Source organism: Actinophytocola sediminis (assembly GCF_054779715.1).
The window spans coordinates 1-24,304 of the sequence record NZ_BAAGXS010000014.1; the positions used below are offsets into that span (position 1 = coordinate 1).

At 67.0% G+C, this 24,304-nt stretch carries 11 protein-coding genes; 8 read left to right on the top strand and 3 right to left on the bottom strand.

Going from position 1 to position 24,304, the window contains the following annotated elements; genetic code table 11:
* On the bottom strand, positions 1 to 546 hold a 546-nt coding region (locus ACYVIP_RS08165; protein ID WP_460393732.1), incomplete at its 3' end, for a helix-turn-helix transcriptional regulator.
* Between the two features lie 387 nt (positions 547 to 933).
* On the opposite strand from ACYVIP_RS08165, the gene ACYVIP_RS08170 reads away from it, so the two are divergent.
* From ACYVIP_RS08170 to ACYVIP_RS08200, 7 genes are all read left to right on the top strand, one after another.
* Complete coding sequence (locus ACYVIP_RS08170) at positions 934 to 2,076, top strand: serine/threonine-protein kinase (protein WP_460393734.1); 1,143 nt, start codon at positions 934 to 936, stop codon at positions 2,074 to 2,076.
* A complete protein-coding gene (locus ACYVIP_RS08175) occupies positions 2,073 to 2,405 on the top strand; it encodes a hypothetical protein (protein ID WP_460393736.1) in 333 nt (110 codons plus the stop codon). The genes ACYVIP_RS08170 and ACYVIP_RS08175 overlap by 4 nt, the downstream gene beginning before the upstream one ends.
* On the top strand, positions 2,342 to 5,014 hold the full coding sequence (locus ACYVIP_RS08180; protein ID WP_460393738.1) for an SNF2-related protein: 2,673 nt from the start codon (positions 2,342 to 2,344) through the stop codon (positions 5,012 to 5,014). The genes ACYVIP_RS08175 and ACYVIP_RS08180 overlap by 64 nt, the downstream gene beginning before the upstream one ends.
* Positions 5,015 to 5,019: 5 nt before the next feature.
* The gene (locus ACYVIP_RS08185; protein ID WP_460393740.1) at positions 5,020 to 10,344 is read left to right on the top strand and encodes a class I SAM-dependent DNA methyltransferase; all 5,325 of its coding nucleotides are present in this window, start codon (positions 5,020 to 5,022) and stop codon (positions 10,342 to 10,344) included.
* Complete coding sequence (locus ACYVIP_RS08190; protein ID WP_460393742.1) at positions 10,341 to 16,856, top strand: DEAD/DEAH box helicase; 6,516 nt, start codon at positions 10,341 to 10,343, stop codon at positions 16,854 to 16,856. Before ACYVIP_RS08185 ends, ACYVIP_RS08190 begins: the two co-directional genes overlap by 4 nt.
* A complete protein-coding gene (locus ACYVIP_RS08195; protein WP_460393744.1) occupies positions 16,853 to 19,075 on the top strand; it encodes a UvrD-helicase domain-containing protein in 2,223 nt (740 codons plus the stop codon). The genes ACYVIP_RS08190 and ACYVIP_RS08195 overlap by 4 nt, the downstream gene beginning before the upstream one ends.
* Positions 19,076 to 19,363: 288 nt before the next feature.
* The gene (locus tag ACYVIP_RS08200) at positions 19,364 to 19,969 is read left to right on the top strand and encodes a hypothetical protein (RefSeq protein ID WP_460393758.1); all 606 of its coding nucleotides are present in this window, start codon (positions 19,364 to 19,366) and stop codon (positions 19,967 to 19,969) included.
* Positions 19,970 to 20,535: 566 nt separating this feature from the next.
* On the opposite strand, the gene ACYVIP_RS08205 is transcribed toward ACYVIP_RS08200, so the two are convergent.
* Both ACYVIP_RS08205 and ACYVIP_RS08210 read right to left on the bottom strand, forming a co-directional pair.
* The gene (locus ACYVIP_RS08205; RefSeq protein WP_460393746.1) at positions 20,536 to 20,817 is read right to left on the bottom strand and encodes an RHS repeat-associated core domain-containing protein; all 282 of its coding nucleotides are present in this window, start codon (positions 20,815 to 20,817) and stop codon (positions 20,536 to 20,538) included.
* A 1,035-nt stretch (positions 20,818 to 21,852) separates the two neighbouring features.
* Positions 21,853 to 22,320 carry a DIP1984 family protein gene (locus tag ACYVIP_RS08210; protein ID WP_460393748.1) on the bottom strand — a complete coding sequence of 156 codons (468 nt, stop codon included), beginning with the start codon at positions 22,318 to 22,320 and terminating at the stop codon, positions 21,853 to 21,855.
* Between the two features lie 867 nt (positions 22,321 to 23,187).
* Here ACYVIP_RS08210 and ACYVIP_RS08215 point away from each other — a divergent pair.
* Entirely contained in the window at positions 23,188 to 24,102 is a 915-nt protein-coding gene (locus tag ACYVIP_RS08215; protein WP_460393750.1) for a phosphorothioated DNA-binding restriction endonuclease, read from the top strand.
* Positions 24,103 to 24,304: the final 202 nt, after the last annotated feature.

Sequence of the window (24,304 nt, forward strand, 5' to 3'; positions counted from 1 at the left end):
GGTGTCGCCGAACTGGCCGGCGCGGGCCAGTTCGGCGATGAGATCGGGCAGGCGGCGAGCCAGGCGGCCGTAGCGGGACTGCAACCGGTCGTCGCTGGCGCGGATGATGTCGCCCTGCAGGTTGGCCGGGGTTCTGGTGGGTCCGTCGTCGGGTAGGTCCAGTCGGTCCAGGGCACGGCGAAGGCGTGGGATGGCGGCGTGGATGACGTCGACCTCGGCCGCTGGTGGGTGTTCGCGGGCGTTCGCCGAAATGGGTATGGACGGGACGAGTTCAACGTTGACCGGTGCTCGGACTGCAGACACGGAAGGGCCGAAGGCCGTGTCGGGGCGTCGGACGGTACGGCGCAGCAGGACGTCCAGTTCGTCGAGGGAGACCCGCAGAACGGTGGCGAGACCACGCCGCTGCCAAGGCTGTGGCGACTGCACGCCACGCTCCCACCGACCAATAGTGGTGCGCTCAACCTTCAACGCCACGGCCAGGGATTCCTGGGTGTAACCGGCGACCTCGCGAGCAGCGGCCAGAGGGGTCAGCACTCGTACCCCCATCACGCGTCCCTCCTCCTGGTTCTGCCACCGCGCACAATACCCGCCTGTTTCCGCAGCGTATGCCCCGTGCCGCCCCATCACTTCCCATGGCCGCCCTATTCCCGCACGGTCAAGGAGCAGCCCGGTCGACGGTGTCTCCGCCGGGCACCCATTCGGACTACTTCACCTGCTCGGACAGCGAAAAAGCTTACGGGCACCAACTCCCGTACTTTACGAAGGCATCAATGGACGCTTACACCTCCATTAGTGCCCGCCCGTCAGACCACGACCAAGTGCCTTATTCGGGAAATCCATATTTTCATATGTATCATGCGATCTTTTGGATACGGTTGGCCGCTGAGGAGTGCCGGCTGTGACGATCGGCGGAGATGGAGACATTAGGTAGCCATGGATCAGTTACCCGCAATGATCGGCCGCTTCGCGGTGGACCGGGAGCTTGGTCGTGGCGGGATGGGGCGTGTTTATCTTGCCTGGTCGGAGGCGGGTGAGCAGGTCGCGGTCAAGGTGATCCGGCAGGACAAGATAGACGTGGAGACACGGAGGCGGTTCGAGCGGGAGGCGTTGATCGCGCAGGCCGTGATCGGGACCAACCAGGTCGCCCGCTTCCTGGACGCGGATCCGTTCGCAGCGCAGCCCTGGCTGGCCATGGAGTACGTCGCCGGGGCGACATTACGGGACTACGTGACGCAGCACGGTCCCCTGCCGGCGCCACTGGTGGTCGGCCTTGGGGTAGTGATCGTCGACGGGCTCCGCGGAGTGCATGGTGCGGGCCTGGTGCACCGAGACATGAAGCCACAGAATGTCATTCTGAGCGGCCGTGGTCCCGTGCTGATCGATTTTGGCCTCGGCGCGTTCACCGACCGGAATGAGGAGAGTATTTCCTCGGGTGGCAAATTGATCGGCACGGTTTCCTTTATGGCTCCAGAGCAGGTGGACGGCTCTTCGGAGATTACCGTGAAGACGGACATGCATGCGCTTGGATCAATGCTGCTATATGCAGCAACTCGACAACTCCCGTATGGCGACGACGGTGGTTTCGTCACGTTGAGCAGGATTGGCGACCGAGCGGTTCAGCCGAATCTCGATGGCCTTCCAGCGGCACTAAAACCGCTGGTCAGCTCATTACTCTCATATGATTCGGACGCCCGGCCAACGCTGGCAACCGTGCTCGAGATGTGTACCGAACTGCTTGAGTCAGCCGGAACCACCGTTCGCGACGTACGCCGAATGCTGATTTCTCACACATTTCGGGATGGCACGGACGCGCATCAGCAGTCACCATCGTTCGCGAAGCGGATGGCCGAGTTGGCCGAGCTGTTCACGGACCTTCCCAGCCAGGACCGGGCGTTGGACCGGGCCGTCGGAATCGGGGGCGAAATTGTTGATATTCCCGAGGCCGAGCCGGAGGAACCGGCGCCCACGGCGCCGCCGGGTCTGATGCCGGCGCGCCAGCGCGTCGCTGATCAGTTGCGCGAGCAGTACGGGAGGCAGTTGCTGTTGTGGTCGAGTTCGTCGAGGCGGTCCGCGTGAGTGGTGGTGGGCGGCCGGCGCGGTTCGCGCCAGGGGCGCAGGTGCGGGTACGCGACGAGCAGTGGCTGGTCCGCAAGGTGGCCAACACCCGGGACGGCTGGATGATAGAGGCGACCGGGGTGTCGCCGTTCGTTCGCGGCACGGACGCGGTGTTCTACGAGGACATCGAAGGTCCTGACCAGATCGAAGTGCTCGACCCGAAGAAGACGCGACTGGTGGTCGACGACTCGCCGAACCACCGGCGAGCCGTCTGTACCTGGAGGCGGTGCTGCGCAAGACCGCGCTGCCGCAGACCGAGCACGGGTTGGCGCTCACCGACGGGTTCCTGATGGACTACCAGACCCACCAGTTGCGACCGGCCGAGCTCGCGCTGTCGATGCGTAACCTGCGGCCGCGCGTTCTCATCGCGGACGTCGTCGGGCTCGGCAAGACGCTGGAAATCGGCATCCTGCTCGCCGAGCTGATTCGCCGGGGCCGCGGTGAACGCATTCTCGTGGTGTCGCCCGCGCACGTGCTCGAGCAGTTCCAGCGCGAACTGTGGACCCGGTTCGCCATCCCGCTCGTCCGGCTCGACTCGACCGGGATCCAGCGTGTTCAGCAGGACATTCCGGCCGGTCGCAACCCGTTCGCGTACTTCAAGCGCGCCATCATCTCCGTCGACACACTCAAGAGCGACACCTACGCCCATCACCTGCGTGGCATCGACTGGGACGCGGTGGTCATCGACGAGTCGCACAACCTGATCAACCGCGGCACGCAGAACAACGAACTCGCCCGGTTGCTGGCCGGCCGGACCGACGCGCTGATCCTGGCCTCCGCCACTCCCCACAACGGGAACGCCAGGTCCTTCGCCGAGCTGATCAGCCTGCTGGACGAGGCGGCGATCGCCGATCCCACCAGGTATGACCCGAGGGATCTCGCGCACCTGTTCATCCGACGTACCAAGACCGCGCCCGAGGTGCGGGACGGCCTGCGGGGCGAATGGGCTGACCGGGGACCATCCACGCCGGTTCGGGTGCCCGCCAGCGACCGGGAACAGGCGGTCTTCGCTGAACTGGCCACGCGTTGGCTGCCCGGTGACGGCGGTGCGGGGGCGGCCGAGCCGTTGATCGGCTACCGGCTGCTCAAGTCGTTCCTGTCCTCACACCGAGCGCTGCTGGGAACCATCTCCACCCGACTGGCCACCGTGGCGAAGGCGGGTCGGGAGACGGAACGGCGAGCATTGCTCGAACTCAGATCTCTAACCGAGGCCATCACCGATGATGACGCCTCGAAGCTCGCCGCGCTGGTCGACGTGTTGGCGGGGCTCGGTGTCGGGCCCGGGTCGTCGACCAGGGTGGTGGTGTTCTCCGAGAGCATCCCGACGTTGCGATGGCTCGCCGAGGCGGTACCCGCGCGGCTCGGGTTCCGACGGAAGGGCAAAGCGGAGAAGAACAAGCCGTGGCTGGCCTACGACGGTGCGGTCGCTGTGATGCACCGGGACGCGACCACCGACGTGGAGCAGAAGCGCATCGTGGAGGCGTTCGGGCTGCGCATGGACCCGGTTCGGCTGCTGTTCACCGGGGACATCGCATCCGAAGGCGTGAATCTGCACCAGCAGTGCAACCAACTCGTCCACTTTGACCTGCCGTGGTCGCTGATCCGGATCGAGCAGCGCAACGGGCGGATCGACCGGTACGGACAGGCGTTCCCACCGGAGTTCCGCGCGTTGATCCTGACCAGCGATGTCGAGTGGCGGCGCGACGAGCGGGGCGAGCCGGTCACGTTGGACGACCGGCTGGTCGGCGCGAAGCTGCTGGCCCGCGAAGAAGAGGCGCACCGCATCGAGGGCACCGCGGAGACGGTCACCGGCCTGTATCGCCAGCAGGATGAGGAGAACCGGCTGGTCAAGGACCTAATCGGGGGACGGAGCGTCGAGCTGTCGCACGCGACGTCCCGGAAGGAGAGCGGGGACTTCCTCGCCGACGTGCTCGGCAACGTCGGCACGACACCGAAGGCGGTCGAGGTGGCCACGGCGCGCGTGCCGACGGTGTTCGCCACCACCAAGGACTACTTCGAGGAGGCGTTGCGCCAGATCTGCCCGACCGGGCCGGAAGCCGAACTCGCGTTGCGCCGGGACTCGGACGGCACCGTCGCGTTCGAGCCGCCCGCCGACCTGCTCTACCGGCTCAAGTCGCTGCCGAAGTCCTATCTCGACGAGCAGGGGATCATGCCGACCCCTGGCTCGCCCGGCCGGCTGCGGATCACCTTCGACAAAGGACTCGCGGAGAAGCGCTTAGTCGCTGCCCGCGAATCGAGTGACACGCAGTGGCCCAACGTCAGCTATGTCACCGATATTCATCCGGTACTGGACTGGGTGACCGACAAAGCGCTGGCAGCGGCCCGGCACGACGAGGCGTTCGTGCTCGCCTACGTCGCCGACACCGCACGTGCGGCGGCGATCGACGAACGGTTGAACGACGAGCTGACCGGACCGGTGTTCCTGGTACAGGGCAGCTACGCCAACGCGCTCGGCCGGCCGACGATGGTGGAGTGGATGGCCGTGGTCGGCCTCCCCGACCGACCACGGGTCGTGCGCATGACCGTGGACTTCCTTGCCGCGTGCGGGGTTTCGCCGACCATGCCGGGCCGGACCACACCGGCCCTGGCCATGCTGGGCACGTTGCTGCCAACCGCCATCGACCGGGCGCGGGACTATCTGGCCGACCGGGAACACGAGTACGCGGCCCGGGTGGCGCGGGCGATCGCGCCCGCCGAGGCACGGGCGAAACGCTGGAAACAGCTGGCGCTGGACATCGCGGTGTCCAGCAGCTCGAAAACGCGGATCGACCAGACGGCTCGCCGCCATGAGGAACTGGTCGCCGCCATGAAGTCCGCCGGCGCGCCCATGCTGCGACTGGTCGCGGTGCTCGACCCCCTGTACGCGGAAGGGCGGTAGCGGGCATGAGCACCGTCTTCGACTCGATCACGAACCGAGGCGAGTACTTCGCCGCGCACTACTTCGCCGAGGACCTGCCGGACGCACTGAAGAAGAACCCGCTCGCCGACTGGACGATCATCGAGAAGGACACGCACGACAAGCGCACGACCCCACGCCAACGGCTACGGACCCTGCGCGGTGGCTACTTCACCGCCGACGTGCGCGAGTACTTCGCCGACGTCACCGAACCGGATGCCGACACCGCACCCGAACCCGAGCTGGTCAAGCGACTGTCCACCTGGCACCAGGAGATCCTTGTCGCACTCGGGTTCTACGGTGACCGCGAGGACGACCCGAAGGCACGGAAGGAAACGCTCGACCGGTTGACCGTGCATCGGTCCGGCCGGGACCACGAGATACCGGTGGCCTGGCACGGTGACGGGATCGTGGCGCTGGACTGCGGCTGGACGAAGACCGTCGACGACGCGGTCGCCGATACCGGCGCCGGCCGGTTGCTGAACCCGGTGGTGCTCGGCGCCGCCGAACGCCACGAGACCGGGCAGCGGATGGCCGCGTGGCTGTTCGGCTGTGAGCTTGGCGGGGCGGGTGGCGCCCGACCGAGGTTCGTGGTGCTGTTGTGTGGCGGCCTGATCGTGCTGGCTGACCGGCAGGCGTGGTCGGAGGGCCGATTCCTGGCCGCCAACCTGGACCTGGCGCTGGAACGCAACGACGTCAGGCAGAACGGCGAACTGGCAACCATCGCGGCGTTGTTCTCCCGATGGGTGCTCACCCCGGCCGCGGACGGCACCGGCATCCCGATGGACGAACTGCTCAAGAATTCCACGGACAACGCCGTCGGAGTGGACAAGGACCTCCGCGCCGGATTGCAGCGCTCGGTGGAGATCATCGCCAACGAGGTACTCGACCGACTGCGGGCGACCGACGTGGCACCGGAGGAGATCGAAGGCAAGATCCCGTTCGCCCGGCAGCTGACCCACGAGTCACTGCGGTACCTGTACCGCATCCTGTTCCTGCTCTACGCCGAGTCGCGTCCGGAGCTGGGTATCCTGCCCGCCGACGACGGCAGCTACGAAGCCGGCTATTCGATCGCTCGGTTGCGAGAGCTCGTCGCGCGCGACGAGGTGCTCGTCGAGGAGGAGGCCAAGAACGGGTTCCACCTGTACGCGTCGCTGGACCTGTTGTTCACCAAGGTCAACGAGGGGCACCGGGAGTACGGCACCGAGCCGGACGACCTGCTGCCCGGCGACGACGAGGACACCGTCAAGGCCAAGAACGAGCGCCGCAGCGAGGGCCGCGGCCTGCGGTTCGAACCGCTGCGCAGCGAGTTGTTCGATCAGGACGCGATCATCCTGATCGGCGAACACCCGTACCAGGACGGGTTCTTGGACCTGCGACTGCGCAACTCGGCACTGCACGAGGTGCTGCGGCTGCTGACCATGAAGCGTGCGACCAAACGCGGCGGGCGGGGCGGCTTCATCTCCTACCGCAACCTCGGCATCAACCAGCTCGGCGCGGTGTACGAGGGACTGATGCCCTACACGGGCGTCATCGCCGGCGAAGAGCTGTGCGAGCTGGCGAAGAAGGGAAACCCGGAAGAGGGTTCCTGGCTGGTCCCGACACATCGGCAGACCAACTATCCGGCGAACACGCTGGTCGAGTACGGCGCGCACGACGAAGCACACGGCAGGCGCGGGGTGAAACGCTACCCGCCTGGCACGTTCGTCTACCGACTCGCCGGCCGTGACCGGGAGATCAGCGCGACCTACTACACCCCGGAGTCGCTGGCCGGAGTCACCGTCGAGCTGGCGTTGCGCCACCTGCTCGACCAGGACGGGCAGCGGACCCGTGCGTCCCGGTTGCTGTCCCTGAAGATCTGTGAGCCAGCGCTGGGTTCCGGCGCGTTCCTCAACGAGGCGATCAACCAGGTCGCCGAGGAGTACCTCCGCCGCCGGCAGGAGGAACGCGGGGTCTCGGTGCCGACGGACACGGCGCTTACCGAGAAACGGAAGGCGATGGCGTACATCGCGCTGCACAACGCCTACGGGGTTGACCTGAATCCCACCGGTGTGGAGCTGGCCGAGGTGTCGCTGTGGCTGAACACCATGCACCCGGGCATGCGTGCCCCGTGGTTCGGTCTGCATCTGCGCCGGGGCAACTCCCTGATCGGCGCGCGCCGTGCGGTGTACACCGCCGACGAGGTACGTGGCGGCGAGTGGACGCGCGACAAGCTGCCGCTCGCGCCGAGCCTATTGCCGTTCCTGTCAGCCGGTGTCCGGCAGCGGCTGCCGGAGGCCGCAGTGCACCAGTTCCTGCTGCCCAACCCCGGTTGGGCCGCGGTCACCGGTTCTGCCGAGGCCAAGAAGCTGGCGGGGGCGCAGGTCGCACAGCTGCGGGCGTGGCGGCGGGCCGTGGTGCGAGCACCGAAGAAGTCCACCGCGAAACGCAACCAGTTCACCCGCCTGCGGGACGCGGCCCGTCGCGTGGAGTTCCTGTGGGAGCTGGTGGTCAAGCGGATGACGCTGTCCGAGCAGGCCATTGCCCGGCGCATCGACGTCTGGGGCGCCGACCCGGCGGATCCGGAGTTCGCGTTCCTGCACCAACCCAAACACCCGGCGAAGAAGGAGCAGGTGCGCGCGGACCTGTTCGACGCGATCGACACGCCGTACTGGCGGCTGCGGACGGTCATGGACGCCTGGTGCGCGCTGTGGTTCTGGCCGGCTCGCGACGCCGGCCTGCTGGACGGCACCGATCCGGTGTACACCGAACCTGACGAGGTACGAACCGACCTGGCAGACATCGTCGGCACCACCCTCGAGCGGGCGCCGACGATCATCCACCAGGGCGCCCTGTTCCCCACCGCCGGTGAGCAGGGCGACCTGTTCGACGCCGCCGACGAGGACACCGACGATGTCGGACCGGTGCACACGATCGAGGTGCAGCAGCCGAAAACCAAACAACCCGAGGCACGCCCGGTGGAGCGCCGCCATGTTCCGCTGGCGAAGCTGGATGACTGGCTCGACTTCCTGGAAGCCATGCTCGGCACCGAGGACGTCCCGGACCACTCCCTGTTCCGCGAGATCACCGACCTCGACCAACTCAAGCAGTACGAGGACGATCTACCCGCGCACATGCACATGTACCGGGGCGACCCGGAAGTCCGCTTCCCGTGGCTACACACCGTCCGCGAACTCGCCACCGAACACGGCTTCCTCCATTGGGAGCTGGAGTTCGCCCTCGTCTTCGCCGCGGGTGGTGGTTTCGACCTCCAGGTGGGCAACCCGCCTTGGGTCCGTCCCCGCTGGAACGAGTCCGCGGTCCTGGCCGAGTACGACCCGTGGTGGGAACTGACCGAAAAGAAGTCCACAAAGGACAAGGAGGCCAGGCGCGACCAGCTGTTGACCAACCCCACCGTCCGCGACTACGTGCTGACCGAGTCCGCCGCCGTCACCGCCCAGGTCGCGCTGCTCAGCTCACCCCAGATGTATCCACTGATCACCGGCACCCAACCCGACCTGTACCGCGCGTTCATGACCCAGGTCTGGGCACACGCCTCGGCTGCCGGAACGGTTGGGATGATCCATCCGGACACCCATTTCGTCGGTGAGAAGGAGGGTCGGCTGCGCGCCGCCGCCTACCACCGGCTGCGCATCCACGGCGACTTCGTGAACGTGAACCACCGGTTCTTCCCCAAACCGGTCGACGAGAACACCCACTTCGGCATGCATGTATACGGCTCGACGCAGGACATCTCGTTCGATCACCTGTCCTGGGTCATGTCCGCGAACGCACTGCGGCATTCGGGGAACCACGACGGTTCCGGGCCGTCACCCGAGTACCGCACGGCAGGCGGAAAGCTCGACGAACGGCCACATCTGGCGAGAGTGATCAAGGTTAATCCAGCACGGTTGGCAACCTGGCGCCGACTGCTCGGAGACGACGATCAGCCGCTCAACGAAACCCGACTGCTGTTCCCGGTGAGCACCGCCGAACTGCCCGCCATCGAGGCGCTGGGGAACTACCCGCACCGGCTTGGCTCGCTGTCCCCCCGGATCAGCAGCGGATACCACGAGAGCGGGGCCAAGAAGGACGGCCTCATCGAGTACAACCGGGTGGACCCCGCCACGGGTCGTGAGTACCAGCCGCACACCTGGCGGCGGGTCGTACTCAAGGGCATCCAACTCGGCGTGGCGACGCCGGTGTTCAAGAGGCACGACGCCAACTCCAACGACCCGCACGGCGCCGATCTCACCGCGTTGCCCGCCGACTTCGTCCCGGACACCGAGTACGTCCGGGTACCCGGCTGGGACCGCCAGTACCTCGCCGCGCAGGACCGATGGATCGACCAACGAGCACTGGCCGTCCTACGCGGAAGCGACCGTGCCGTGGCCCGTGCCCGTGCCGAGGCCGCGTCGGCACGGGGCGTCACGGAGGACGAGCTGCCACCGGACGCGGACGACGAGATCCTGACCCTATGGGCTCGACGTCGCTTCACGAAGTTCTACCGGCTCGCATGGCGTCGCCAGATCGCACCCAACACTGAGCGAGTGTTGTTCGGTGCACTCGTACCACCCGGCGTCGCGCATGTTGACAATGTGCACACTCTCGCGCTGGCAACAACGGCTGAGACTTGTCTCGTCGCAGGATTCTTCTCCGCCCTACCGCTGGAATATTTCATCCGCATAACCAACCTGTCCGACCTCCGGCCGGGTAGTGCGCGAGCATTGCTGGCTCCGCAGATTGAGCATCCACTGGCACCGGCGTTATTGTTGCGGACCTTGCGGCTCAACTGTCTGACCAACGCGTACCGACGGTTATGGCGAGGGGTATATGACCCGGCTTGGCATCACGACAGGTGGGTGGTCCGCTGGCCCGGGCCTGCGCCGTTCCAGGCAATCGGACCGGAATGGACACCAGACACGCCACTTCGGACGGAACAGGCGCGACGAAGCGCGCTGGTAGAGATCGATGCGCTGGTCGCCGTGTGGCTCGGTATGGACATCGACATGCTTATCGCCGCATATCGCGGCCGATTCCCCGTGCTGCGAAAGTACGAGACAGACATTCACTTCGACGCGACCGGTTCAAAGATCGCCGGGAACGTGCGCACCTACGGGCAGCGGCAGACCAAGGAGTCCTGGAAACAGTTCCAGGAATACCTCGCCGATCCTGACAACGCGCCGGCGCCGGAGGGCTACACCGCGCCCTTCCACAAAGCGGACCGCGAGGCCGAGATGCGTGCGGCGCACGCGGTGTTCCAGGAACGGTTGGACGCCGCGGTGGAGCGGGGCGAGTGGGATCCGGTGCGGCAGGAGGTGCCAGAGGCGTGAGGCCGACGTTGCAGGCACGGGAACTGAAGGAAAGTCTCCTGCAGTACCTGTCCACCACCTACGCGCTCACCGACGAGGGCGCACGCGCCGCGTTGCACGAGTTCCTCGGCAATGAGAAGACCGGCATGTTCCGCGGGCCGTTCCTACGGGTGCGTACCCCGTTCACACAGGCCGCGCCCGGTTGGGAGGACCTGCTCGACTGGCGACCGGAAGGCAGTTGGACGCCATACGGGCATCAGGCCGCCGCGTTCGCACGACTGTCCACAAAGGATGGCCGAGAACCACTGCCGACCGTGCTGACTACCGGCACCGGTTCCGGCAAGACCGAGGCGTTCCTGTACCCGGTGCTCGACCACTGTGCGCGGGAGCGGGCCGCTGGCCGGGCCGGGATCAAGGCGGTCCTGCTGTACCCGATGAACGCGCTGGCCACCGACCAGGCCGAGCGGATCAACGACCTGCTGCTGACCAACCCGGCACTGCACCGGGTGCGCGCCGGCCTCTACATCGGGGACCGGGCCGCCAACTCCTACGACCGCGTCGACATCCGGCGTGCGGACATGTGGGCCTCGCCGCCGGACATCCTGATCACCAACTACAAAATGCTCGACCTGTTGCTGCAACGCGACCAGGACGTGCCCCTGTGGACAGACGCGGACCCGAGGTTCGTCGTGGTGGACGAGTTCCACACCTACGACGGCGCTCAGGGCACCGACGTGGCCATGCTGTTGCGCAGACTGGCCGCGGTGCTCGGCGCGAGCGAACCGGACCGGCCACTCGGCCGCATCTGCCCCGTCGCCACGTCCGCCACCCTCGGTGCGGCCGACGGTGACGCCCGTGCCTCGGTGCGGGAGGTCGCCGCCACGGTGTTCGGCACCCAGTTCGACGAGGACGCCGTCATCGGTGAACACCGACAGACGGTCGACGAGTTCCTGCCGTCGGACGACTTCGACCCATTGCTGCCGCAGCCGCTGCCGGAGGACCTGGCGGCGCTGCCCGATCCCGCCCGCGACGGCGACGCGCTCGCTGACCTCGCCGAGGCGGTCACCGACAAGCGCGACCTCGATCCGTTCGTGCTCGGCGCCAAGCTGAAGCGGCACCCGCTGACCGCAGCGGTACTGCACGCGAGCAACGCGACGGTGAAAACCAGCGACCAGCTGCTGAACATCATGTGGCGAGTCCGGGCCACGTCGTGGGCACGAGCGGTCACCATGTCCCCCGACATCGCGGCGCTCGCCCTGGCGCGGTTCGTCGCGCTGCTGTCCATCGCCCGCGATCCCGCGTCATCAGCCGACCGGCCGAGGCCGTTCGTGCACGTCGAGGTGCACCAGTGGGTGCGGTCGGTGTCGCGGCTGATGCGCGGCGTGCTGCCCTGGCCGCGAGCAGAGTTCCGCTGGGACGCGCCGGGGCCCGGGCACCCTGCGGCCAACAACGCGGCAGTGACCACGATGACCGCGACCGATGCGGCGACGGTGTTCCTACCGGCCATCTACTGTCGAGCTTGTGGCCGGTCAGGATGGGCCGTGTTCTCCCCGGAGAGCGACGACCGGATGATCGAGCTGGACAGCATCACCATCCGGCGCGCGTCCACCGGCAGCGACAAGATCAGGGTGCGAAACCTGATCGCGGCCACCGACGCGGAGGCACGGGACGGTCGAGACGACGGATCGGTGCAGGTGCTCGACAGTGGCGCGGGAAGGCTGCGCTTGCCCACCAGCGCCGACTACACAGCGACCGGCGACGTCAGCTTGTCCACCAAGGATTCCGCGTTCGTGCGGGTGAACCTGAGCAAAACAGCGAACACCGCGGCTGACCAGGACTGGTGTCCTGCCTGCGACGACCGCAACGTGATCCGCTTCCTCGGCACCGGACCCGCCGCACTCGCTGCCGCATCGATCACCCAGCTGTTCACCGGCGGGGAGCTGGACGCCGCGCAGAACGAGGACAAGGCGCTGATGTTCAACGATTCGGTGCAGGATGCCGCGCATCGAGCCGGGTTCGTCGCATCCCGCTCATTCACGTTCTCGTTGCGTGCGTTGCTGAACCAGTCCCTGAGCGAGGACCATCCTGTTGCCCTGCACGAACTGATGGCGGCAGTGATCGCGGCGACGGACGACCGGAAGACACTCGCCGCGGTCGTGCCGGCCGACCTACACGACCTGCGGGGCGTACGCGGCCTGCTGGCCGGTCGCGGCCGAGGCGACCGGCGGACCTGGGAGCTGATCGGGCAGCGGTTGGCGTTCGACGCCGTATCCGAGTTCGGTTTCCGGTCCCGAAACGGCCGCACGCTCGAGCTGACCCGCACGGCGGCCGCGCATGTGCGCATACCGGACCCGGCCGAGCTGGTGGCGTTGACCAGGGCGGCGCACGAAACTGCGGCCGCCGGCCACACCGAGCAGGCCGCCGTGGACGACGCCCGCTATCTGGCGCTGGTGCGGGTGTTTCTCGAACGGCTGCGCACCCGCGGCGCGGTGAGTCACCATTGGCTCGCAGCGTACCTGCAGGAGGCGGGTGCCACCCGCTATCCGGTGTGGGGCGGGCGGCCGCCCGGGATGCGGGCGTTCCCGAAAGGCGTTGCCGCGCCCCGGTTCCTGCTCGCCGCGCCGAAGGAACGGAGCGAGTTCGACGTCGCGGCGGGTCGGCTGAGCTGGTACGAGCGGTGGGTGCAGCGTTGCCTGGAACTGCCCAAAGCTGGAGTGCCCGTGTTCTGGCAGGCACTGCTACCGGAGCTGGTCAACGCCGGGTTGCTGTCGGTCGGCACACCGAAGGACAGCTCGGCGCGGATCTACGGGCTGCAACCGGGCAACATCGCCGTCCAGCGGCTCAGTGACGACGAGGTCAACACGGCGTTCGTGCGCTGCCCGAGGTGCTTCTGGGAGCAGACCGTGCATCCCAGCCTGCTGGGGCAGTGGCACGGGCAGCCGTGTCCGGCCTACCGGTGTCGCGGCGAGCTGGTGGCGGGCGACCAGCGGGAGCCGTTCAATCGCCACCACCGGGACCGGGACTTCCGGGACGACTACTACCGCAGGCTCTATCGGGAGGCTGGCACCTACCAGGTGATCACGGCCGAGCACACGGGGATGCTCTCCCGGGCGGACCGGGAGAAGGTAGAGAAGGCGTTCCGAGGCAAGGGTTTCAACAACCCGAACGTACTGTCCTGCACTCCGACTCTCGAACTGGGCATCGACGTCGGGGAACTGTCCGCCGTCGTGCTCGCCGCGCTTCCCCGCCGCCCCGCGAACTACGCGCAGCAGGTTGGCCGGGCCGGGCGTCGCACAGGAAACGCCTACCTGCTGACCATCCCGGACCGCAGCCGCCGCGACCTGTACTTCCTCGAGCAGCCGGAGGAGATGATCGCCGGCCAGATCCTGCCGCCCGGCGCGCACCTGTCCGCCATCGAGATCCTGTACCGCCAGTATTTCGCGCACCTGCTCGATCTGGCCGCGCACGGCAGGCTGACCCGCCCCGACGGAGTCCTGCTGCGTGGGCTGCCACCGAAGGCGCCCCTGTTGTTCGGCGAGTCCGGCTTCCTGTATGACTTGGTCGATACTGCCATCGCGCACAGCAAGGAACTGGTCGACGGGTTCCTCGCGTTGTTTCCCGAACGGAACTCGCCCGACGACGTCAACCCGGACGCGCGTGCCGACTTGCGCGAGTTCGCCACCGAACGGCTGCGTGGCGTCGTCGAACAGGCGGAAGGGGAATGGCGGGCAGGCGAGAAGGTACTGCAGGACCGGCTACGCATGATCAACGAGACCAGGGCCGAACTGCACGACAGCGACCCGGAGGCGGCAGTGCTGAACGCCGAGCTGGACTCCGAGCGTCGCTCGATCGGCAGACGGCTGGTCGGCCTTGGCAACACGCCCGCACAGGAAGCGTTGGTAACGCTGGGCTTGTTGCCCAACTACGCATTGCTGGACGCGACGACCACACTCAACGCGACGCTGTACTCGACGGAGGAGGGCGTCTTCAAAGCCGAACCGCGCACCTACGAGCGACCGAGGCGCTACGCGCTGTCGGAGTTCGCGCCCGGCAACACCTTCTACGTCAACGGGTACCAGCATCAGATCACCGGGCTCGAACTGGGGGCGGGTGCGGTACGACAGTGGCGGTTCTGCCAGGACTGTGGGTACGTGCGCACCGAACATGCCGTCACCGACCGGTCGCCGTGCCCTCGGTGCCGGAGCACCCGCATCGCCGACGACGGATCGTGCCTCCACGACGTGGTCGAGCCGGTCGTCGTCACGTCCAGGGACAAACGAGACGACGCGCGGATCAGCGACGACCGGGACGAGCGAGAGCACCGCTTTTACACGGTGATCGACGCCGTGGACATCCCGACCGGACAGATCCGGCCGAACACGTCCTGGCGGCACGCCACGGAGACCTTCGGCGTCGACTTCTGTCGCACCGCGATGATCCGCCGGGTCAATGTCGGCCCTGCCCGGTTCGACCAGCACCCACAGGACGATCTGGCCGGGCACACCGTGCGACTGTCGCCGTTCCACGTCTGCTCCGCGTGCGGAGCGGCCACCGCGGACGGCAAGCCGGTGTTCGACCACTCCCTCGACGGCATCGGCTCGTCGGCCGCGCGCCGCCCCGAGGTCAAACACCACCAGCCATGGTGCCCGCTGCGTCGCGGAAAGCGGGCGGCCGACGTGCCCCAGCGGCCGGTGCTGCTGGCGCACGAACTGCGCACGGAGGCACTGCGAATCCTGCTGCCGGCCGCGACCGTGCTCGTCGACGAGAAGGTGTACTCGTTCCGGGCCGCACTGCGGCTGGGCATCGACCGGCACTTCGGCGGCGATCCACAACATCTGGACACCGTGCTCGCGGTCGTGCCGGATGGCCCGACTGGCACCCGCCGGCACTACCTGGTGGTGTTCGACCAGCTGCCTGGCGGCACCGGGTACCTGCACCGGCTGACCGACTCCGAGGCGTTCGGCGAGACACTGCGCGCCGCCCGCCGCGTGCTGCTGACCTGCCGATGCCGGGAGCAGGGTCGCCGCGCCTGCCACCGCTGCCTGCACCGCTACACCGAGGAGCGCTACCAGGACATCGTGTCCCGGGAGGAAGCGCTCGAGATCCTCACCGATCTGCTCGGCACCGTCGACGACATCGGCGAAACCGTGCTCGACAAGTGGGAGACCACCGACGTCGCCGACACGAACGTCATCGGGCTGGACAAGCAGGTCGAGTCCGATCTGGAGGCCCGGTTCCTCGCCGCGCTGCGAACCTGGGTGGCCGGTGACGCGACCGTCGCGCTTGACGAAGAGAGCCGCGGCAGTGCCGCGTTGCGCTTCACCGATCGTGAGGACGTGGTGCGCTGGCGGCTCACCGCACAGCGTTACCTCGACCGAACCCGCACCGACTTCACCTTCGAACGGGTCGACGGCCCGCCGCGGACCGTCACGGTCTACCTGGACGGGTACCGTTTCCACGCGACCCGCGAACACAACAGGATCGCCGCCGACGCCGCCATCCGCACCAGACTGCGCGGCGACGGTCAGGTCGTGTTCGGCGTGACCTGGTCCGACATCGACCTGTTCACCGAGACGGCCACGGACGCGAAACCCGTGTGGCCGCCCTACTCGGGCAGTGCCCAGGACAAGGCTCGGGAAGTCTACGAGGACCTCGGCGGCAAGCGGGCGGACCTGGCTGTCACAGTGTTCACCAACCCAATGTGGACCCTGTTCGCCTACCTGCGTGACCCCGACCAGACGGTGTGGGCACACCGGGCGGCCGCGCTGGTCGCCGGGCTCACCGTCGCCCCCGACCCGGTCGTCGTGAACGCCGGTCCGGCTGACGTCGGTAAGGTCCTGCGTGCCGAGCTAGCCGGTCAGTCATTCGCCGCGCCGGTGGACAGAGACGGCGGCCTGACCGTGCTGCGTGCGCGCGACACGAACGGCCTGCCGCTGCGGTACGTGCTGGACAGTCGCGCGGGCAGAGCGTTGCCACAGGTGCGGTGGAGCGCGATCGCGTTGCTCAACGACGCCGCCGCCGCGCTGGAGACCAACGACCACAAAAAACGATGGTGGGCCTGGCTCTACTGGTCGAACCTGATCCAGTTCCTCGCCTCCGGCGGCGGAGACGGAATCGCGCTCGCCACCAGCACCGCACCCGACTATCCCGTCGAGACGCTCGCCACATGCACCGCCGCCGCGGCTCCTGCGCCGGCTCCGACCAGCGACGCGCCGAAGGACCCGGTGTGGACGGAGATCCTCGCGCTGCTGGAGGAGGACGCACCGGCCTCGGTGCTGACCGTACTGGCACATCGACTCGCCAAACTGGGTAAGGAGGCCCCGGTGTATGGGTACGAACTGGGCCCGGGCCGATGGCAGGCCGACTTCGCGTGGCCGAACCAGCGGCTCGTGATCGTGCTCGACGAAGGCAGCGAAGCGCAGCGCCGCAACGAGTTGTTCGGCGCGGAAGGCTGGACCGTGCACACCGTCGAGGACTCGTACGAACTCGACACCTTGCTCGCCGCCGTTCCCGATGCCGGAGGCGCCCGATGACTGTTCGACTCAGCGTCCACCACAAGGCCGACCGCGAGATCTACGATCTGGCACGCCCGGAAAAAGCATCATTCGTCGACTTCACGCATCGGTTCCGGCAGAACCCCGACCACCCCAGCCTGGACCTCAAGCCGCTGAAGGGAAACGGCCGTATCTTCCGCGCGCGGCTCAATGCCGCCTACCGCGTGCTGCTGGCCAAGCTCGGAGTCGATGCGCAGGGCGTGGCGAACTGGCTGGTGATCGCTGTCCGCCACCGCAAGGACGTGTACGAGGAACTGACGGTCGCGGTCAACCGGATCACCGGAGAGATCGAGTTCGCTGATCTCTCCGTCGTCGGAGACAGCGTGCTGCGCAAGGTTGGCATCACGCTCACTCCGACCGAGCCGGAGCAACCAGCGGCGCCGCGACCAGAACCGGCCGCGCAACCACCGACCGCGCGGCTGCTAGCCGGAGTCAGCGCGGAGGACCTGCGTGAACTCGGTGTCAGCGAGCCGCTGATCGACCTCGCGGTCGCGGTGACCGACAGCGCCGAACTTGACCAGTTGGTCAAGGGTGCCCCGCTACTGTCAACCGACGTGCTCTACGGGCTCGCCGCCGGCATGAGCATCGACGAAGTTCGCCGCGAGATCACCCAGGACGTCGCGGTCGAGCTGACCCCCGGCTACGCCGACGACCTGCCAGCCGCGCTCGCCCGCACCGCGGTGACCACGGCGGATGACCTGATCCTCGAAGTGCTGGCGGAAGGCGACTTCCGCGCCTGGAAGGTCTTCCTGCACCCCACCCAGGCAAAGGCGGCCAAACGCGACTACAACGGCCCCGCACGGGTGTCCGGCGGACCAGGCACCGGCAAGACGGTCGTCGCGCTACACCGGGTCAAGCACCTCATTGAGGCGTTGCCTCCCGGTACGGACAAGGCCATCCTGCTCACCACATTCACCAGAAACCTCACCGAGGACCTGCGTGCCAGACTTGACTCACTGCTCGAACCAGAGCAGCAGGACCGCGTGGACGTCCTCACCATCGACCAACTGGCCGCGCGAGTCGTCACCGAGAGCGCGACCGGCCGCAAGCGCCGGATCAGCGACGTAGCCGCGATCGACCGACTCGCCATGCTGCTCGCCGAACTGGAGGAACGCCGTTTCGACGCGAGGTTCCTGTTCGAGGAATGGGACCAGGTCATTCTCGGTCGAGCGGTAACCAGCCGAAAAGAGTACTTCGACGCACGCAGAGCAGGCCGTGGCCGGGCGCTGACGAGGCTGGACCGAGCAGCGGTGTGGAAGATCATCGAGCAGTTCACCGCCCGGCTGGACAATGACGGGGTCGAAACCTGGGGCCAGTTCGCCGACCGTGCGGCCCGTCTCGAAAGGGCCCGCGCAGACAAGGTCACCGCTCGCGACGGACACGCCGGCCGGGCCGCCGACGACAGTGCCGGCACGCACTACCGGCATCACCGCTACCGGCACGTGGTCGTCGACGAGGCACAGGATCTGCGCGCCGCTCACTGGACCATGCTGCGTGCCATGGTTGCCCTCGGCCCGAACGACATGTTCATCGCCGGTGACACCTACCAACGGATCTACCAGCACCAGGTCGCGCTTGGCGCACTCGGCATCAACATCCGCGGCCGGTCCACCCGGCTAACCCTCAGCTACCGCTCCACCTGGCAGATTCTGGCCAAGGCGATCCAGATCGTCGCGCCGGCCGAGATCCCCTACGACGACCTCGACGACGGCACCGAAACCATTGACGGCTACCGCTCCGTGCTGCGTGGCGCGGAACCCACGATAGTCCGCTATCCCACGTGGCAGGACGAGTTGGCTGGCCTGGTGACCACGCTGACTGCCTGGCGCGACGACAATCCGCGCAGCACCATCGCCGTGTGTGCCGCCGACCACGACCACGTCAACCAGATCATCACCGCGCTGTCGACCGCTGGGATCAGCCACGCGGAACTGACCAAGGACGGCCCCAAAGGCGACGGCGACATTCACGTCGGCACCATGCACCGCATGAAGGGCCTGGAATACGAACGTGTCATCCTCGCCGCAGTCACCGACGGCGTCATTCCCAAGAAGCCCGTCGCGGTCGCCAACCCCCAAGACGCCGCCCGTCGCGAACACCAGGACCGCTCCCTCCTGTTCGTCGCCGCGACTCGAGCCCGGGACACCCTCCATATCACCACCCATCCCCCAGTAAGCCGATACCTACCGGCTACGTAACATATCGAGATGGACCTCCTGGGTCCGGCGCTACTCGCCCGCGAACATCGCCCGCACTACACAGTCCTCATGGACGGCCGCCCAGAACTGGTCGCGAGATGCAACATAACCGATGTCGAGCCCATATACGCCCTCCGCCAGACTCAGGTGACCTCGGTGGCAGGTCGTTGCAGAGCAGTGGGCCCGCGTCCCCGATCACGTGGGCCCGTAACGACATGCTCCGTACGACGATGGGTAGTGCGACATGCAAACCCCGTCGGCGACAGGACCAAGTAGAACGTGAACAACATGGTGAAGCGCCTCGCGTTGGCTGGATGCGCGGTGGCCGCTCTCGCGGGCTGCGGCAGCAACATCAACGCAGGCACCGGCGAGAACGCGCCCGAACTGCCTGCGACAAACACCGACACCACAGCGGACGCGCAGACCAAGGCAATCACCAACGAGCGGGGTTTCATCGTCAAGCGGCTCGGGGAAACGGCTTGTTTCGGCGGGGCAGGCCAGAACTGCGAGGGCGGCGTTTCGTTCGCCATCGACAAGGTCGAAGTGGACCCACGGTGCGCCGAGTTCGGCTCCCACCCGGACAGCGGACACACGCTGCTGCTGCACCTCCGTATCGCCACCGGCGACGACCCCAGTGTCGTGGACCGGGTCGGCGGGATCATCAACCCGTTCAGCTTCGTGGAGGTCGGCAAGGACGGCGTCACTCGGGACACCAACCTCGGGATATGCGCAGACCCCTCGACGAACAAGCTGCCCAACACCTACGGCCCGAACCAGAAGTATCAGGGCATCATGGACCTGGAAGTCACCGAAGGCTCGGGCACCATCGCCTTGCAGCTGATGGGCGGCGAAGAAGACGGCCAACGAGGCTGGGAGTGGACCTACCCCGGCTAACCGGCAAGGCACAGTGCCCCAGTTTGAACGGAGTCAAGCACCGCGCTGTTTGCTCCACTTTCCACCTCACACCGTCCACACAGCGGTAGTCGGATGCGCGGTGGGAGGGCAGGTCAGGTGCGGATGACACCGGTGGTGCTATCGAACCGCCGTACATCGGGGTGAACATCGCTTGTGGGATGGGTGCGGGGTTGTTGAAGGCGGCGGCTCGGTTGGCCGCTCGGGCGGCGATGGCTGGGTCGGCGATGGCTGGGTCGAGGCGGGGCGCGCTGGCACCACCAAGGCCGTTTCTTCCACCGCCTGTGCTGAAGGAGCCTCCGCCGGAGCCGGACCATCCACCGGCCATGCCGGACGGGCCAGTCCCGCCCGCCGCGCATGAGGCGAACATTCGATCCGCGGGACAGCAGCCGAACGCCTTCTTCTCGGGCGACACCGGTGAACCGCAACCAGAGCTGTCTGGAAGTCCTCCGAGGCCAGATCCGGCTCCGCCTGGAGGTTCATCCCAGATGTACGGAATCTGGCAGAGAAAACCGCCTGGGTTGGAGCGACAGTACTCATCGAAGAAATCATGACCGGTGGAGTCTGTGTAGTTGAGAGGTGATCCGCCGGCATAGGAATAGCCTGCTGGTAAAGGTGGCGGCCGTGGGGTCATACCAGCGGGCGGTCATGTTGACGTCGCCGGTGTCGGGGTCGGCGTAGTCGCCCTGGTAGCCGATCGGGCGCTCGGTTCCGCTGCTGTCGACCCGTTTGCCGAAGGGGTCGAACTCGGCGGTGTCGTTCATCGTGATGTCGTACGCGGTGGGGTCGAAGCCGGCGATCACGTCACCATGCCGGTCGGCGAGGGTCATCCGCGTCTCGGCGCCACTGCGCAGAGCCTGAAGCTCACCTGCGGGACCACAGCTGAACGCCGTGCCGCCGTCACCGTCTCAGCAGATCACGCACCGTTGACGGGTGCCGGCGCATCGCCCGAGCCAGCACCTTCACCGCCTGCCCAGACCGCCACCGCCGCCACACCTCATCCACCCCACCGGCGACAACGCGCTCCTCACCACAACCACCGCATCCCTCCAAAACCCGAAGAAACACAGTGTTGCGATGATCCATCGAGACCACCCCGCCGCGCGGCCGGAAGGATTGTCGTTGCGAAGTAGGTAGTGGGGGCTCGTCATTCAACGAGCCCCCACCCTGGCCTCTCAGGCGCGTGCTGGTCCACGCCTGCCCGGTACTTTTCTCCGCCGGAGCGCCCTGGGTGCGTAGATTTGCCCACTCCAACCCAGCTTACGGATGGTCCCTGCCGCGGTTCGGCCAACAAACTCCCAGGGAACGGAGGGAGGACGAAAACAAACTCGCCACCTCCTTGTCGAGTAACTATCACGACGTCGCGAAAGTACCAGACGATCTACCTGAGACTGGACGCACTCTCGTGCCGCGGAGCGAGCGCCCGGTGCGCAGGCCGCCCGCGAATGCCGATGTGCGGGAGTCCGGGTTATGCCTCGGCCGATGGCCTGGTCGGCTATCGCACTGGGTGTAGGGCGCAACAGGCTGGTGAGCCGGCGGTCGCGGTCTTCCGACTGCGGAACCGCGAACTGCATGCACGGCGCGGCGGCCCAGCCAGCCTCGAATGCACGGCGTGTCCAGTGCGCGGCGAACTCGCACGGGGACGCGGGATGCCCCTTGCCCGCCCTCGTCGCCTGGGATCGGCACGTGGTGATGAGCTGTGCCGTGTGCGCCGTCACCTGTGCGCCGTGCTGGGCTGCGCTGTGAATTGAGGGAATCGAACCCTCAGGCGCTGCCCACCGCGCCACCAAGAGGCCGGATTCGCCGCCGGCCCGGCTTGTGCCCGCCTCCCGGACGACTACCTGCTCCCGCGTCCCGTGCAGTGGTCAGTCAAGCAGCTCGGCCTCCCAGTTGACGCGTTGGATGCCCATATCCAGCTCGCGGAGTTGCCGCGCGACCTGATCGGCCTGCCCGCGCAACCCAGCCACCGGAAGCGCCGGCACGAACGCCAGCTCCGAGCGCAGCTGCCGGCTGACGCCGGGGCGCCCGCTGCCAGCCGCGGCGTCAGCAGCCGAGGTGAGCACGCCGTGCCGCAGCCGCAACGTGTCCCGCCGCGCGATCGCGTCCGTGAGAGTGCCTTCCCCCAGCGGGGTCACCGCGTTGGTGCGGTTGATCCGACGGATCAGCGACTCCAACTCGTCGAGCGCATCGCCGACCTCGGTCAGCAACGCCACAGCGTCCTCGGCCGGCTCCTCACCCTCCTGGTAACGAGCATTGCCCACAATCCGCGACCGCAACTGCTCGACGCGACGCGCCACGTCCGCCCGCAACGCCAGCGCTTCGGCCAACCTCATCCCGCCACTCCGTCCTTCAAACGTAACTCGATCAGTCTGCCAAGTCTCGCATCGAACGTCACACCGATAATCCGCTCATGCCGCCGAGCGTTCGCAATTGGGGCTCCCGAGGAGCACGCGGGAGCGAACTATGGGAGCAAATTGGGAGCCAGCTGCACCGTCGAACGACGCTGAACGGCACTCAACCACTCTGAACAGACGTACGCTGACCTGCCAGAGTCACATTCCTGCAGGTCAGCGCACTTGTTGATCTACGTTGCCACAGTAGAACTCTTCCAACCGTGCTCCAACTGCACTCAACCGCGAGTAACCGCAGCTCAGAGGATCGAACTACACCTGTCGAGCCACCCTTCGCAGGCCGACCACTACAGATGTTCACCAGTAGAGATCACCCCGAGGCGGACGCCGCCAGCGACCGATCGACAGCGCGCGGCGTCGCGACAACGACGAGTGGCCACCCCAACGCGTCCTCATGCCGAAAGTGCGACGGCTGAAATTGATCACCATCCGCAACGCGACGGCCTGACGCAACTCAGCCCCCGAACACGAAGGCTCCGCCACCATCGCTGCCGCGGTTTGCACCGGCGACCACCCCCACATTGGCTTCCAGTCGCTCTTGGGTGACCTCACAAGCTCCGACGTCACCCATTCACAGCGCCCATCCCGCCGCACCTTCGACCAACGTGTTCGGACCCGAAAGACCGATCTTGGAACAGTCCCTCGGCTTCGGCGTGGGTCCCCGCTGCCCACGCTCGTGGCTCCTCCACTCAAGGTGGTGCTACCTCCCGGTAGAACAACGGCCCCAGTGCGGTTGACGCCACTGCCCAGTGTTACCGGACACAGCAGAGATCGGCCATGATTGCCGCCATGGCGACTGAGTTGATGTCCAGGGCTGAGGTACTGGCCTGCCTCGCGTCATTGCGGCAGCATCAGCGGCAGGGACAGCGATCACCACACAAACCGTTGTTGGTGCTGTTCGCACTCGGGCAGCTTGCGGCAACGGGCTCAAGCGCGTTCACCTGGACCACGGCGGCTCAGCGACTGGCGGACCTGATCCGGGACTTCGGCCCACCGTCCTCCTCGACACCGGCGCAACGCGCGGCCTACCCGTTCACACGGCTGCGCTCGGACAAGATCTGGACCCTCGACCGAGACGTGCCCATGGACCGCGTCCAACCCCTCACAGCAACCCGGGTCGTCGGGCAACTCGCACCCCCGCTCGAGAACGCCCTACGCGACCCCAAAACCGCCTCCGCGGCGGCCCGACAACTGGTCGAGGCCGAGTTCCCACCAACCATCGCACCAGACGTACTACTCGCGGTCGGCCTCGATCCCGACACCGTCCTCACCTCCCCCGAACAGGTCACCGCACCTCGGAAACGGCAGCGTTCCTGGAGTGCCGCCATCCTCACCGCCTGGAACCGACAGTGCGCCTTCTGCGGCTTCGACGGCCAACTCGGAGCGACCACCGTCGGCATCGAGGCAGCACACATCCGCTGGTTCAACTTCGACGGCCCCGACTCCCCAGACAACGGCCTAGCGCTCTGCTCACTGCACCACAAGCTGTTCGACCACGGCGCCCTTGGCCTGCACCCCGAGCCCGGCGAAGGCCTGCGCATCACCGTGTCAGCGAGCTTCACCAGCCGCACCACCGCCGGTCAGACCGTCTACGAGCTCCACAAACGACAACTACAGCCCCGCCCCGGCACCACACCACCCACCGCCGCACACATCAACTGGCACACCCGCCAGGTCTTCAAAAGCCCAGCACTACAGACCTGACGGGCCGCAAGACCAATCGCGGCATTGCCCAGCGGGTTCCCCACCTGCAGCCTCGAAGAAGCCCTCGACTGCGCCCACGGCCTCTACCTCAAAAACCCCACCTGAAATCTGGACGACCCCGAAGAACTTCCAATTCCCACCACTTAGTTGTGGATCAGCCTAACGCATAATGTCCTATTATCCGGTGAATGACAGTTTCTAT

Excerpts from the sequence above, each read along its gene's own strand:
- ACYVIP_RS08195 (WP_460393744.1), top strand. The coding sequence starts at position 16,853 with ATGACTGTTCGACTCAGCGTCCACCACAAGGCCGACCGCGAGATCTAC.
- ACYVIP_RS08205 (WP_460393746.1), bottom strand. The coding sequence starts at position 20,817 with ATGACCCTCGCCGACCGGCATGGTGACGTGATCGCCGGCTTCGACCCC.
- ACYVIP_RS08185 (WP_460393740.1), top strand. The coding sequence starts at position 5,020 with ATGAGCACCGTCTTCGACTCGATCACGAACCGAGGCGAGTACTTCGCC.
- ACYVIP_RS08170 (WP_460393734.1), top strand. The coding sequence starts at position 934 with ATGGATCAGTTACCCGCAATGATCGGCCGCTTCGCGGTGGACCGGGAG.
- ACYVIP_RS08215 (WP_460393750.1), top strand. The coding sequence starts at position 23,188 with ATGGCGACTGAGTTGATGTCCAGGGCTGAGGTACTGGCCTGCCTCGCG.
- ACYVIP_RS08210 (WP_460393748.1), bottom strand. The coding sequence starts at position 22,320 with ATGAGGTTGGCCGAAGCGCTGGCGTTGCGGGCGGACGTGGCGCGTCGC.
- ACYVIP_RS08200 (WP_460393758.1), top strand. The coding sequence starts at position 19,364 with ATGGTGAAGCGCCTCGCGTTGGCTGGATGCGCGGTGGCCGCTCTCGCG.